At 65.6% G+C, this 12,820-nt stretch carries 17 protein-coding genes; 14 read left to right on the top strand and 3 right to left on the bottom strand.

Features of this window, described 5'->3' with window-relative positions:
• Positions 1-12: 12 nt before the first annotated feature.
• Both JKV81_RS01885 and JKV81_RS01890 read right to left on the bottom strand, forming a co-directional pair.
• On the bottom strand, positions 13-276 hold the full coding sequence (locus JKV81_RS01885; protein WP_109879062.1) for a SpoIIE family protein phosphatase: 264 nt from the start codon (positions 274-276) through the stop codon (positions 13-15).
• 301 nt (positions 277-577) lie between these two features.
• The gene (locus JKV81_RS01890) at positions 578-1,015 is read right to left on the bottom strand and encodes a TIGR03618 family F420-dependent PPOX class oxidoreductase (protein WP_109879061.1); all 438 of its coding nucleotides are present in this window, start codon (positions 1,013-1,015) and stop codon (positions 578-580) included.
• Between the two features lie 678 nt (positions 1,016-1,693).
• Here JKV81_RS01890 and JKV81_RS01895 point away from each other — a divergent pair.
• From JKV81_RS01895 to JKV81_RS01910, 4 genes are all read left to right on the top strand, one after another.
• On the top strand, positions 1,694-2,272 hold the full coding sequence (locus JKV81_RS01895; protein ID WP_109879060.1) for a hypothetical protein: 579 nt from the start codon (positions 1,694-1,696) through the stop codon (positions 2,270-2,272).
• A gap of 3 nt (positions 2,273-2,275) precedes the next feature.
• Positions 2,276-3,391 (top strand): MAB_1171c family putative transporter, encoded by a 1,116-nt coding sequence (locus JKV81_RS01900; protein ID WP_109879059.1) that lies wholly within the window; start codon positions 2,276-2,278, stop codon positions 3,389-3,391.
• 23 nt (positions 3,392-3,414) lie between these two features.
• On the top strand, positions 3,415-4,602 hold the full coding sequence (locus tag JKV81_RS01905; RefSeq protein ID WP_109879058.1) for an amidohydrolase family protein: 1,188 nt from the start codon (positions 3,415-3,417) through the stop codon (positions 4,600-4,602).
• Between the two features lie 120 nt (positions 4,603-4,722).
• Positions 4,723-5,277 carry a hypothetical protein gene (locus JKV81_RS01910; protein WP_109879057.1) on the top strand — a complete coding sequence of 185 codons (555 nt, stop codon included), beginning with the start codon at positions 4,723-4,725 and terminating at the stop codon, positions 5,275-5,277.
• 40 nt (positions 5,278-5,317) lie between these two features.
• Here JKV81_RS01910 and JKV81_RS01915 read toward each other — a convergent pair whose 3' ends face one another.
• Entirely contained in the window at positions 5,318-6,154 is an 837-nt protein-coding gene (locus JKV81_RS01915; RefSeq protein WP_258310502.1) for a helix-turn-helix transcriptional regulator, read from the bottom strand.
• 374 nt (positions 6,155-6,528) lie between these two features.
• On the opposite strand from JKV81_RS01915, the gene JKV81_RS01920 reads away from it, so the two are divergent.
• From JKV81_RS01920 to JKV81_RS01965, 10 genes are all read left to right on the top strand, one after another.
• A complete protein-coding gene (locus JKV81_RS01920) occupies positions 6,529-6,843 on the top strand; it encodes a transcriptional regulator (protein WP_236054990.1) in 315 nt (104 codons plus the stop codon).
• Entirely contained in the window at positions 6,843-7,217 is a 375-nt protein-coding gene (locus JKV81_RS01925; RefSeq protein ID WP_236054992.1) for a helix-turn-helix domain-containing protein, read from the top strand. The genes JKV81_RS01920 and JKV81_RS01925 overlap by 1 nt, the downstream gene beginning before the upstream one ends.
• A gap of 56 nt (positions 7,218-7,273) precedes the next feature.
• Positions 7,274-7,855 carry a WhiB family transcriptional regulator gene (locus JKV81_RS01930; protein WP_109879055.1) on the top strand — a complete coding sequence of 194 codons (582 nt, stop codon included), beginning with the start codon at positions 7,274-7,276 and terminating at the stop codon, positions 7,853-7,855.
• A gap of 61 nt (positions 7,856-7,916) precedes the next feature.
• Positions 7,917-8,276 (top strand): hypothetical protein, encoded by a 360-nt coding sequence (locus tag JKV81_RS01935; protein WP_146224080.1) that lies wholly within the window; start codon positions 7,917-7,919, stop codon positions 8,274-8,276.
• 65 nt (positions 8,277-8,341) lie between these two features.
• Positions 8,342-9,136, top strand: a complete 795-nt coding sequence (locus tag JKV81_RS01940) for a hypothetical protein (RefSeq protein ID WP_146224079.1) — start codon at positions 8,342-8,344, stop codon at positions 9,134-9,136.
• Between the two features lie 83 nt (positions 9,137-9,219).
• Entirely contained in the window at positions 9,220-9,867 is a 648-nt protein-coding gene (locus tag JKV81_RS01945) for an ATP-binding protein (protein ID WP_258310501.1), read from the top strand.
• A complete protein-coding gene (locus tag JKV81_RS01950; protein ID WP_109879053.1) occupies positions 9,867-10,214 on the top strand; it encodes a DUF4326 domain-containing protein in 348 nt (115 codons plus the stop codon). Before JKV81_RS01945 ends, JKV81_RS01950 begins: the two co-directional genes overlap by 1 nt.
• The gene (locus tag JKV81_RS01955) at positions 10,214-10,633 is read left to right on the top strand and encodes a DUF6195 family protein (protein WP_109879052.1); all 420 of its coding nucleotides are present in this window, start codon (positions 10,214-10,216) and stop codon (positions 10,631-10,633) included. Before JKV81_RS01950 ends, JKV81_RS01955 begins: the two co-directional genes overlap by 1 nt.
• Positions 10,633-11,751, top strand: a complete 1,119-nt coding sequence (locus JKV81_RS01960; protein ID WP_236054993.1) for a DUF2637 domain-containing protein — start codon at positions 10,633-10,635, stop codon at positions 11,749-11,751. The genes JKV81_RS01955 and JKV81_RS01960 overlap by 1 nt, the downstream gene beginning before the upstream one ends.
• Positions 11,752-11,780: 29 nt before the next feature.
• Complete coding sequence (locus JKV81_RS01965; protein WP_109879067.1) at positions 11,781-12,386, top strand: hypothetical protein; 606 nt, start codon at positions 11,781-11,783, stop codon at positions 12,384-12,386.
• The last annotated feature ends 434 nt before the right edge of the window (positions 12,387-12,820 follow it).

The following is a 12,820-nucleotide window of genomic DNA, read 5'->3' on the forward strand; positions in this document are numbered from 1 at the left end:
TGGTGGGGATTTTCAAGGAGCCCCATCAAAGGCGCGCGGGCCGTGCCATTCGCAGACATGGACGGTGGCGTCGTCCTCCAGTCGTCCCTGGTGGTAGTCCATGACGGCGTCCTTGAGACAGCGCAGCGTCTCGTCCACGGGGAGGTTGTCGGTGTGGTGTCGGATGATGAAGTCGATGAAGGGCTCCACGCTGAACGCGCGGGCTTCGGTGATGCCGTCGGTGAACAGCAGCCGGTCGCCGAGCTCCAACTGCTCGGTACTTTGTTGGATCGGCAGATTGAATGCACTGCCGTAGCGGTCGCCGTAGCATCATCGGTCCCAGAGCCGACCTCGGGCGAACGAGGAAGCGATCCCGATGGGCGCCCGGTCAGGACACCGGCCAGCGATTCAGGCAACATGCCCAGCACGGTGTCCGTGGCGAAAAAGAGATTCGTCTCCTTGACCAAGTGCCGTGGGTTACCCATGCAAGTCGCTGAGCGCGCACAGGAGATGGTGCCAGCCCAAGCCGCTGAGCCCGGTGCCCTGAAGACTCGGCGGCACAGGGTGTGCATATGCCTATGTCGTGGATCGCTCGACGCTACGCAGCGGCCTGGGCTGGCTGGGGTCGGGCGCCCAAGGTCTGGCCCAACACCCGTTCGACCGAGACCAGGATGACGACCCGCTCCGGGTCCGGAGCCGGCGTACGGCCATATCGCTTTCCGTAACGGGCAACCGCGTCTTCGACCACATCGTCGTCGGTACACACCTCCGCCACCCCTTCGAGGGTGGCCCACCGGCCTCCGTCGACCTGACACAGGGCCACGCGGGCTTCGCCCCCACCCGCGAGAATGTTGGCCACTTTACGACTCGATTTGCGGGTGATAACCCGGGCCATTCCAGCGTCGACATCCACCGTCACACCGACGGGCACGACATGCGGTCGCCCATTGGGCCGCAGCGTGGTCAATGTGCACAGATGGTACTCATTCCAGAACTCCAGGTAACTATCCGGCTGGGTGGATATCGCGTTCGACATGGCTGAAAGCGTAAACGCCCCAGTTGCCCGAACTGCCCCAGAGTGACCGCCGCCACACCCCTTCCCGTCAGCCATTTTGTCCACTTCGCCGCCGTTTGCGCGCCCCCTCGCCTGACCTAAAGTCTCAGCTTGATAACGGAGTCGCCCATCGACTCGCAAAAGTTGATCCGTTCACGCCAGACATTAAAAACGCAGTTCAGAGGCTCGTACGGGATTGAACAAGGTTGTTTTACGTCACTTTGACCGGTCGAAATTACCTGCCGTCTACACGAATCGATCATGTTCTTCAGGCCATGTCTTGCCTGAAGCGTCACGTACTGTCCAAAGAGGTTCCCGGGAGCTCCACGGGGCAGCCCCGCTCGGGATGTCAGCGCGTATTCGCATACGTGACATCCGAGAGCGGCGGGAAGCCCTGGATGCCCTGGCATCCCTTCCCCTGCGAGGGGGTCTGGTGGGGCGCAGGAGCACCGACCGCGGTCGGTTCCGGCGCCGGGAGCCGGTCGTCATCGACATGGGCGCGGTGTCGCCCGGCTCGGGGGAGCCATCAGAGCCGGTTGGAGGTATTACTCAGTGTGGTTGGATAAGAGTGGTCGAGACACGTCGGAGCCCAAGGTTCCCGCTCAGGACGGAGTCAACCGCCGTCGCCTTGGGCGCTGGCGTACAGCCACAGCCCGGACGGTGGAGAAGGATCTGCACCGTCTGATTCGGCGGGAGCTGCAAGACCTCGGGGTGACTCCCCCGCTCGACGTTCACGACCTTTGCGAGAAGCTGAGCCGACGGCGCGGGCGCCCGCTGTTTCTGCGTGCAGCTCCGCTGCCCAAGCCCGGCCCCTCGGGCATGTGGGCGGAGTACGACACCTACGACGTGATCCTCTACCAGCAGGAGACGACCGAGCTGCACCAGGATGGGATCATCCTGCACGAGGTCGGACACATCCTCGTGGCGGAGAACGAGAGGGCAGCCGAGGACTCCGCCCGCGAGGTGGAGACGGATACGCCAGATACCGCCCCTGACGAAGACGCGGCGGCCGTCGACGTGGAGGGGTGGGCCACCCTGCTGCCGGTCTTCGGGACCGAGGCGATCAAGCGTGTCGCCCAGCGTTGCTCGTACGACGACGGCGAGGAGTGCTCCGTCGAACTCGTGGCGACGATCATCCTGGAGTGGTCGGCCCTGCTCGCAAACGCCACTCCTCCGGCTGACGACCCCGCCCTGCGTCGGGTCGAGGCGGCTTTTGGCGACCGGCGAGGATGGCTGTAACTCGTGGAACTCCTGCTCCTGGGGCTCCTGACCGCACTGGTCTGGAAGCTCTACCAGTGGAAGCGAAGCCCGCATGACGCACCTCTTCGCGCGGTCACCCTCTGCCTGCTCTGCGCTGCGCTCTCGTATCCCGTAGCGATGCCCGGCGGTGCGTCCGGAGTCGACACCGTCGCCGGCCACGGCACGGCGAAGCTGATCCAGAACGTGCTGCTGCTCCTGACGGTCTACTTCCTCATGTGCTTCTACCTCTACTCCGCCGCTGACGAAGAAGCGGGACGTCGGCGGGCACGCAAGGAAGCCGTACTCGTCGGAATCGTCGCAGTCGCGATCACCGTGGCTGCGGTATCGGTGCCACACGAGGTCTTCGCCGGCAGCTTCAGCACAGCCGACATGACGATTCCCCAGATCGCCTTCTTCTACGGCGGCGCTGGCCTCTACCTCATGTACGCCCTCGGCATGGCGTTCCGGTGGACTCGCCAATACGCCCGCATGTCCCGACGCCCGCACTCCACCGGGCTCTGGATGACCGCCGTCGGCCTGGGAGCGATGGCCGTAGCGTGCGCGATTCGAGCCGTCATCGTCGCCGTCCGCTCAGCAGATGTGGACGTGCCACACCCCCTTATGGTGGCCGTGGCCTTCCTCTTGGTCGCATCAATCCTGCTGTTCGCCGCAGGTGTCACCTACTCCGGAGCCCGAGCGCGAATCTCCTCCCTACGACTCTGGCTTCGACACCGGCGTGATCATCGTCGCCTCTCGCCTCTGTGGGAGCTGCTGGCGGAGGCATATCCGGACAACGTGCTGAGGCCGGCATCCCCTGCTCCACTGGACCGATGGCGGGCCCGTGGCGTGCACCGGCGCTACCACCGCCGCATCATGGAGTGCCGCGACGGCCTGGTGGACATCAGCCCGTACCTGCTGGACGAGGGTGACGACAGCACAGTCCTCAACCTCGACTCCGCCGAGCTTGCCGCCCGTCTCCGCCGGGCCTCCGCTCGGATCGAGAAGGGAGTCCCCGCGCCCCGCCGCGCGGTCCCACTCGCGATGGCGCTGGGGAGCGACCGCGAGTCGGATGTGAAACAACTGATTGCGGTATCCGACGAACTGCGCGCAGCCGCATGACCTCGCAAGATCAAGGAGTCACGATGCTGATTACCGGTGGACGAGTGCTCGTCGACTCGGGGACCTATCTGGAAGACGGTGCCGTTCTCATCGAGGGCGACTCGATCTCTGCCGTCGGGCCGCGCAAGGAGATCGAGGAGCGGGCCGGGGCCGACGTGCCTCGATTCGAGTTCGGCGGAACCGTGCTGCCGGGGCTCATCGACGCTCACGTTCACCTGGCCTTCGATGGCGGGCCGGACCCTGTGTCCACCCTCCAGGGCTCGACGGATGAAGCCCTGTTCGAGGACATGCGGCGGCGCAGCGAACAGCTCCTGCGCAGTGGCGTTACCACCGTCCGCGATCTCGGCGACCGCGGCGGACTGGCGCTTCGTCTGGCTGCGGAGATCAGCGATCGGCGCACACCAGGACCGAGGATCGTCTCCGCGGGCACCCCGGCCACCACCGTGGGCGGACACTGCCACTTCCTCGGCGGCGAAGTCTCCGGCGAAACCGAGATCCGCGAGCTCGTACGGCGCAACCTCGCGGCCGGGGCAGGCGTCATCAAGGCAATGGTCACCGGCGGCGGTCTCACGAAGGACGGCCCCAGGAGCCATCAGTCACAGTTCACGGCGGAGGAACTGGCCGCCCTTGTGGAGGAAGCCCACAAAGCGGGCGTCCCTGTCGCGGCCCACGCGCACGGTGCCGACGGCATCGCCTCAGCCGTAGAGGCCGGCGTCGACACCATCGAGCACTGCACTTGGATGTCGAGCGATGGCCTGGACTTCCGGCCCGACGTGGTTCAGCAGATCATCGCGAAGGACATCACCGTCTGCCCTGCCGTAAGCCCGCACTGGCAGATGCTCCCGCGCTTCTTCGGCGAGGAGCGCGCCAACGCGATGTTCGACCTGGTGCGGCAGATGGCCGACGCCGGAGTCCGCCTGATCGCGGGGACAGATGCAGGCGTACAGCGTGCCGGCTTCGACGGGCTTGCTCAGGCCCTGTCGTTCTACTCGCACCTGGGGCTGTCGAACGCCTCGATCATCGACATGGCGACGTCGCAAGCGGCTGCTGCCCTGGGCCTGGGCGAGATCACGGGGAAGGTCGCTCCCGGCTTCCGAGCGGATCTCCTCCTGGTGGACGGTGACCCGCTCGCGGATCTCTCCGCACTGAGCGGAGTCCAAACCGTGTTCGCCTCCGGTGTGCGCCACGAACCGAACAGCACGGGACAGTAAGAACCTCACCCTGGTGCCCTGTTTCCTGACCCTCGCGGGTCCGGGGAACAGGGCACCAGTGCCACTCCAGGAACAATTGGCGATTAGATGCGTATTAGGTCGGCTTGTACGGTAGACGGCATGTCTGTGGATATCCGTACTGTATTGCGTAAGCAGGAGGATGAGCTGCGGCGCTTTCGCCGGAACCTGTTCTCTACGGAGCCGGCTGATAGCGGCCTGGCCTCTGTACTGCCCAAAGACGTGCTGGAGCAGTTGCGGGCGGAGGGAAAGACGGTGCCGCACCGCTTCGGACCGGTGCGCTCGGTGATCGACCGGCATGCCGTCCTCACCATCGTCGGGGACATCATCGACCAGGCCGTACTCCTGGACCGTCCTGGCCGGGAAGGGGCTGTGCTGACACTGTCGGTCGCCGCGCGGCACAAGCAGCTCGGCACTCGCCAGGAAGTCGACCCGGGGGAGGCGCGGGCCTGGGTGGAAGCGATCGTGGGCCCCAAGTGGCTGCCGCACTTCTACTCTGCTGGGGCCCTGAGCGGCTCCGCTGCGGGCGAGACTTCGCGGTCGAGGCCGTTGACGACGCAGTACTTCTATCTGTTCCTCGGCGCGGACGGTGTCCCGCACGGTGAGCCAGAACATCAGCTCGGCGTGCAGTTGACCCTGCTCACCTATACGCCCTGACGATCACCAGATCCCAGGGCGAACGTCGCCTGGTGCGGCACTAGTTGTTGGTGCTTGGGCCGGCCTTCTTGTCCAGCTCGCTGGCGAGGTCGTTCAGGATCGAGAGGACATCGGCCGGCAGGCCCTCGGCGCTCAGTCCGCGGGCCCGGACTCGGCCCACCTTGCCCTGCTTGGCCGCCGACATGAGGCGGAGTCCTTCATAGACCTGCCGGGCGACGGACTCGTTCGGCTCGAAGTACAGCTTGGAGACATCGAAGAAGTTGGCCAGACCTTCGAGGACCACGGGCACCGGTGCGTCATCTCCACCCGTCCGCAGGGCCTCGATGTCCTCGGCCGATGTGACCTGGGAGCCCGCGTAGGCGTTCACCGAGTCCGCGATCTCCTGATCCCCCGGAGCGCTTCTGCCCGGATAGGAGCGCTCCAGCAGGAGAGTGATCTTCTCTGCCAGCGTCTCCGGCACCTTCTCGGCCTCGGCGGCGTCCTCGTCAGCCTCTCCGAAAGACCGGTCCTGGGCGCGCTTCAGCTCGTCCTCGGTCACCCCATATGCAGCCGCCAGGAGAGGGACGTACCGGTCCTTGAGCCGTCGTACGCCCTGCTCAGCTCCAGCCACCGGCCCATCGCTCTTGGTTCCGATGACCGCCCGCGTCTCGTACCGGTAGAGGCCAGCGTCGCACCGTAGGTCGGTCAGATCGGGCAAGCCCTCGCGCGGGAACAGGTCGTCCAGACCCCGGTTCAGCACCCTGGCGAGAGCAGGCAACTTCTCCTGATCGGGTGTCGTCGCTCCCGACTCCCACCCCGCCACGGTCGAGTCCGCAGCACCGAGGGCGGACGCCACGTCGGCCTGCGAGACGTCGGCGGCTCGACGTACCGCACGCACACGTTCTCTGTCGAAACGGCGAGCTGGCATCGGACCTCGTTTTTTGGGTGACCCGAGGAATCCTCGGACTGTTGACTTTTGATGCGAACCAAGATAGTTTCATCTTAGCGAAAAACGAGGGGGTTCGCACCCCTCTCAGCCTTCGCACACCTGCGGTTCGCATCGTGGACCGACTTGGTGGAGAGGGGCTACCGCGCATCACTCGGGCGCGGTTCCTCCCTCAAAACGCCATCGGCGTCCGAGAGTTCGCACCTCTCGGACGCCAGACAGCTCGTGATCCGCGGCCCCCGACAAGGGCGCTGGTCACTCGCACGGCCACTCCGTGTCCTTTCGCACGGCACGACGGAGCGGCGTACCACATAAAGGAGTGTCGCATGTCCCCTACTACGGGCTGCAACCCGAAGGTGGAGATCCCTTCGGGCCCGGCCGAACGGCTGGCGGCGCAACTGTCGTCCATGCTGCCGGAAGCCGCTGTCGTACAAGTTCGACTTCAGGGGCCTCGAACCCTGTGGCCCCACCTCGGGCTGACCGCCGTGAACGCCCGTGGACGAACCCTTCGTGTCCCTCGGGCGAAGGCGCTGACCATCGCCCGGTGGATCATTCGCTCGTTCCCCCAGGCCGGATGGGCGGCCTCCGGCGGGCATGCCTTCGACCTGCGGACCGCCGAACTGCGCGGGCTGGAGGCGTGATGGCGGCCGTGGCACCGGCGAACGCGGGCCCGGCCGTGGACTTGCAGGGACTCGCGGCCATGGTCGGTCTCTTGGCTCAGGCCGGCGGCCTGGACGCCTTGTTGGGCAGTCAGGCTACGGAGTCCCGCGACAAGCGTCTGCACATCGGGTACAGCGAAGCCGCTGAACGGTTGAACATTCCCGAGAAGTGGCTTCGTGAGCGTATATCGACGCTCCCGCACCGGAAGTTCGGGAAATTCGTGCAGTTCACGGAGGACGACCTCCACGCGATTTCCGATATGCACTTCGTCAGCCCTGGCGCAAGGACCCAGAGGGATGACGAGTCGGTACTGATGGCGCTTCAGCCGTCCAAGCGCTCTCGTAAGCGTTCCTGATCTCCTCTCGCGCCCGATGGAACAATTCGCGGCGCTGCGAACATCGCGAGACACAAATGAGCACTGACATATCCAGCCTTATCAAGGCTGTGCACCAGGGAAACTGGCTGCCCCTCCTGGAGGAGTCGAAGAGAGCTCCGGGTAAGCACTGGGCCGAATCAGCCCGATGCGCCAACCAGGACATCAACATGTTCGTCCCTCTCGCAGACGGCCCGCGGGAAGACCCCGACGTGGTGAAAGCCAAGTTGGGAATCTCCCTCAATCGTCCTCGCAATTTCTGCGCGTCATGCCCTGTGGCCGTCGCTGCCCGGTGCCTGGTGGAATCCCTCAAGGATGACGACGAGTACGGCATTCGGGGCGGCCTTCTGGCTTCGGAGCGCTCAGAGTTGCGGCGTGCTTGGCAAGACCGGGACACCGAGAAAGCCGTAGAAGGCGCCCTTAGAGGGTGCACCTCACCTCTGACAAAGCCCGCCCGGGACGCGGTGATTGCGCGGTTCGCCACTGATCCCTCACTGGACGCTGCCGCCGTCGCCCGCGGGCTTGGCGTGACGCACGAGTATCTGCTGAAACTCGCCCGTCGCTACCGAAAGTCTCAGGCCGGGCAGGGCACGCCCCTGCTCCACGTCGTAGCTGCCTGACTCCGCTCCCGAAGATACGATTTTTCCGCACGGCGGACCCTGCGCTTACGGGAGTTCTCCCATGCTTCAGAACAGCCCCTACGGATTTCGCCGTACGAACATCGGTGCTGAGATCCGAGGAATTGCACCTACGGCCGTCCTCGTGCGGGTCTTTCCCGTACGTCGGTCTGTTACCCACCTCTTCGAATCGGATTTTTACCGCATGCTCATCGACCGCAGGACCGAAGAGGAAGTGGCGCGAATGGTCAGGCGCGGTTTCGGCAGAGCAGCCGACTGGCGTCGCGCCCACGATTTCTACCTCCCCACCGAAACGCTGTATCTCACCCCGGAGCCGCATCAAAACGGCTACGTCCCGGAAGACGACCAGTCTTTTGGTCTTTCCCTCAGCCGTCGCATATTCATAGGCTGCGGTGAACGCTGATGAGCGACATAGCGACCGAACTAGTCTGGTCACAGTCAAAGTCGTGCCGGGGTTCGCGCCTCGTCATGCTGGCGCTGGCCCGTGAGGCGAGCGACGACGGCAAGGCGACGCTGACCCTGGAAGAGATATCGACGCTTACCCGTCTTACTCCCCGTTCGATAACAAAGTGCCTCGGAGAGCTGGCGAAGCTCGGAGAACTGAGCCACGAGCGGGGAGGGGGTGCTTCCAACCCGAATGCCTACTCGATACTGCTGTGCAGCAATGGCGTTGGCCATGTCGGTTCAGAGAAAGAACTTCCTACTCCCAACCCTGAAGATTCAGAAGAGGGAACTAGGTTCCAGGAACTTCCCTCCCAATACTCCGCTCCGGAAGCCGGAAGTGGGAAGTTTCACCACGCAGATTTGGAAGTTTCTTCCTCGCGCGTGCGTGGTGGTAATACTCCCTACGGGAGTATTACCACCACCAAAGAGCAAGCTAGCTTGCTGGGGTCGTACCGAGAGAACAGCACCGTCAAGCAGGACTCGGTGAAGGTTCCGGACGGAGCCAAGGACCTGGTAACAGCCATAACAAGCGCTGGAATGCTCGTCGGCTGGCGACTGACCGAATCGGAATGGGATCGGGTAACAGCTCTCGCAGCACGTTGGGGAAATGAACGGCTGGTCGAGATGGTGGCGCGGCGATGGAACGCCGACCGCCCGCCACAGTCCGCCCGCTATCTGCTGCGTATCTGGGCTGATCTGCCCTCGCACGCTCCCGCAGCAGCCTCCCCGGGGAATGTCGTGCCGTTGCGTCGGCAGTCCGGAGGCTGGATTCCCTTTCAGAACACCGCTGCCCCCAGCGCTTACCAGAACGGATTTTGATCATGGCAGAGCCGGAACGCGCGGGCAGCGCCAGGTCGATGCGCGCAATGGAACGAATACTCGCTGCGAAAGGACTTCAGGCCGTGCCGGACGTCAACCCCGCCGACGAGGCACCGGAAGAGAACCCGGGAGACCGCGAGTGGCACTGCCGGGCTCGGGCCGACTACGCCGTGAGCCGCTGGCAGCGGGCAACCCCTCCCCGCTTCCGTGATGCTGAGGCCACGCTGCCGGAGGTCGTCAGCTGGGCGGACCGGGCACTCACGGACAACGCTGCCGCTGGCGCTCTGCTCCTCACCGGTCTCACGGGGACGGGCAAGACGCACCAGGCGTACGGGGCCTTGCGGAGGATCGCGGCCGGCGGACCGGACCGGTTCGAGCTGATCGCCGTGAACTCAGCGGACATGTACGGCAACCTGCGCCCGTCACAGGTCATGGGGGCAGCAGAACACGAGCTGCAACGGCTCAGCCGGGTTCAGTACCTGCTCCTCGATGACCTCGGCACGGCGAAGACCTCGGAATGGACCGAAGAGGTCACGTACCGGCTGATCAACTTCAGGTACAACCACTGCTTGCCAACGATCATCACGTCCAACCTTCCGGCCCGTGATGAGAACGGCCCGGACCTGAGCGACTTCGTCGGGGCCCGCGTAGCGAGCCGTCTGGCCGAGATGGTCACGACCCTCGTGCCGATGATCGGCGCCGATCGGCGCCGTGGTGGGAGGGCGGCGTAATGCCCGTCCGCCTCCGCGGAGCCTCCCGCGACGCCGCAGCGCTGTCCACAGCCTGTGCATACGTCGGTCCTCGCAGCCGGTACGCGAACCCGTTCACAGCCGGGGTGCGGTCCCCGCTCGGTCCTCCGATGGACGCTGCGGAGTCGGTGGACCTCTTCGCCGCCACGCTCCGGGGCCCGGTCGGACGTCACTACGCCGCCCGCTTCGCCCGAGTCCTGCGCGGGCTCGACTTGATGTGCACATGCCCCCTTGACGCTCCGTGCCACGCGGACGTTCTCCTCCGCCTCGCCAATGAGCCCGGCGGCAGCACCGCACCCTGCACTACCGATCTTCTGGAAGGCCCCTGATGAGTCACCCGATCATGCTTGCTGCGGCCAAGCACCTCACCACCGCAAAGGAGCGGCGCAAGACCGCTCGGGAGGCCGCGTTCCGCACCTGGGGTCCGAGGTCGATCACCGCAGCGTCCAAGTACGCACGCACCCTCCTGGGGGACGCCGCAGTCACGCTCGACTGGGAGGTACTGGGGCTTCTCAGCTTCGAGGAACACCTGCAAGCCTTCGCGTCGCTCGACACGACCGGGGGCCAGCACCTGGAGCTGTACTACACCGATCAGGGCGGCGCGGAACGAATCTCGCTGCGGGTGTCGTGCGTGAGCTGCCCGAGTCAGCACGTGCACGAGGTCACGTCTTTGGAACAGCTCGGACAGCTCCTCTCGCAGACCCCTGCCTGGCAGGACATCAGCCCGCGCGACGGGGGCAACCTCTGATGTCACACGCGCACATAGACACGGCGGCGGGAACCGAACAGCAGGAGGGCTACAGCCTGCGCGGAATGACGGCCTGGGACCGCAGTGCGATCATCCTGCTCGGCGCGGCCGGCTTCGCCTTCTCGTACGACGCACTGCGTCAGATCGCCCTCGCGATCCACGCCAGGGAGACCTTGTCCTACCTCTTCCCGGTGTTCATCGACGGGTTCATTGCCTACGGCGTGCGGGCGATCGTGCTCCTTCGGCACCAGCGGTTCGCCGCACGGCTCTACGCCTGGTTCTTGTTTCTCGCGGCGACCGGGGCGAGCCTCGGCGCGAACGCTCTGCACGCCATCACGTTGAACGATTCTCCGCAGGCCGGACGGTCCGCGCTGCACCTTACGGACAGCGTCGTCGGTGTGCTGTCGATGCTCGCGCCCCTCGCACTGGCCGGATCGGTCCACCTCTACATCCTGATGGCGCGGACGGCTGAGCGGGCGGTCCCGGACCGGGCTGACACTGGTCCCGGACCGGTCCGCGAGGAGTCTCCGACGCTCGAACGCGTCACGGTCCAGCAGGGTCCTCGTCCGCTGGAAGCACCGGCACCGATGCCTCTGCGGCGGTTGACGAGCGGTCCGTCCGCGCCGCAGGATGCCGCCGCAGTAACCGTTGACCTGCGGAAAGCCGAGCCCCTGCCCGACGTGGAACCACGTACGGAGGACGCTGCGGCTCACCCGTCTGCGGGAGCGGACGGAGAGGAGACGGAGGGTAGGAGCGCGGACGGACCGGGCGGCGGACCTGCGGACCACGCGCCGGCCACAGCAGTGCCGGAGAGCACGAAATCCTCCGGCCCCACGGCGGTCCGGACCCCTACGGACGGCGAAAAGCCGTCCGTCCCGGACGACTCGGAGTGCCCCCAGGACCGGGAGGCGGACGACGACTGGTTGGCAGAGTTGCTGCCGATCGCGCGGGCCGCTACCGAGCGGGCCGGACGGACCAGTCGCGAGGTTGTCGGGGACGCCGTCCGCAAGCACCAGGCGATCAGCAACGACCGTCTTGGTGTGCTGCTGGCCCGGCTGAAGGAAGAGGACGACGAGGCTACGAGGACACCCGCCGCTGCCTCCACCGCCCTCTGGTGATCTCATCTCATGACGGGCCCGGGGCCTGCGTGGCTCGCGCCGTGCATGCCCCGGCCGGTCAGCTTGATCAGGAAGGAACGACGATGTGGTCTCGCCGACGCGACCGGGCGGAGGACGCCGTCCGCGCCGATGCCGTACAGGCAGCGTCCGCCCTCACGGTTCACCTCCAGGGCGGCGGCAATCTTGTGCCGGTCCAAGCGGACGGCGTTGCACTTGCGGCCGGTGAAGTCGCCTTCGCGGACGTGGCGTGCTCCGCCGCCCGCTTCTACGGGACAGAGGTCGACTACCCGACCTCGGCCAGCGGGTATTTCGAGGATCACCCGACCTTCGGCCGGCGGTGGGTGAGCAACGGTCGTCTCGATGCCCGTCGGCACCAGGAAGCGGAGGATGCCGCCCTTCCGCAGTGGCGCGATCACACCGCCGCCCGAGTGGTGCTCACCTCAACCGGGGTCCGGCTCCTGCCGCTGAGGGCTCGTGAGTGGATGCCGTTCGAGCACACCCTTCTGACCGGAGTCGCTGCTGAGCCGTCCGCTGTCGTCCTCTCGTACAGCACGTGCGCACCCCTGCTTCTTTCCGGCCCGGCCGCGCCATGGCTCGGCGTGGCGATTGAGCACCTGCGCCACGGGGCCGCATAGGGCCCGCAAAGCCTCCCCCTGAGCGAAAGCCGGAACTTAATTCCTGGAATTAAGTTCCGGCTTTTTTCGTGATTCGAGTTGTCCGCGGACCCCTGCAAGGATTCAGGCACGGCCAACGCCACAAGGCGTTTTCCGGCCGTAGAGATCTGCTCACGATCTCGCCCGAATCACGGAAGGGGCTGATGACCTTGATATGAGTAACGCGCCCGTCAGCTCAACCGTCTCGCAGATGCGAAACAAGATCGAACTCTCTCGCAGATGAGACAGGCAGATAGAGCTATACGCTCCGGCCTGCTTTGCGATTTCCCCGGCATTCGCCGGTAAAGCCCGCAGGAGGAATCCCCCTCCTTCCTGCGAAGGGGCGGCGCGGCCCCCAGCCCCCGCGGGACCGCGCCGCTCGCACTTCCGAAATCTCTTGCACCAAGGTTGTGGTT

The sequence above is a fragment of the Streptomyces silvae genome (assembly GCF_016745505.1).
Lineage (GTDB): Bacteria > Actinomycetota > Actinomycetes > Streptomycetales > Streptomycetaceae > Streptomyces > Streptomyces silvae.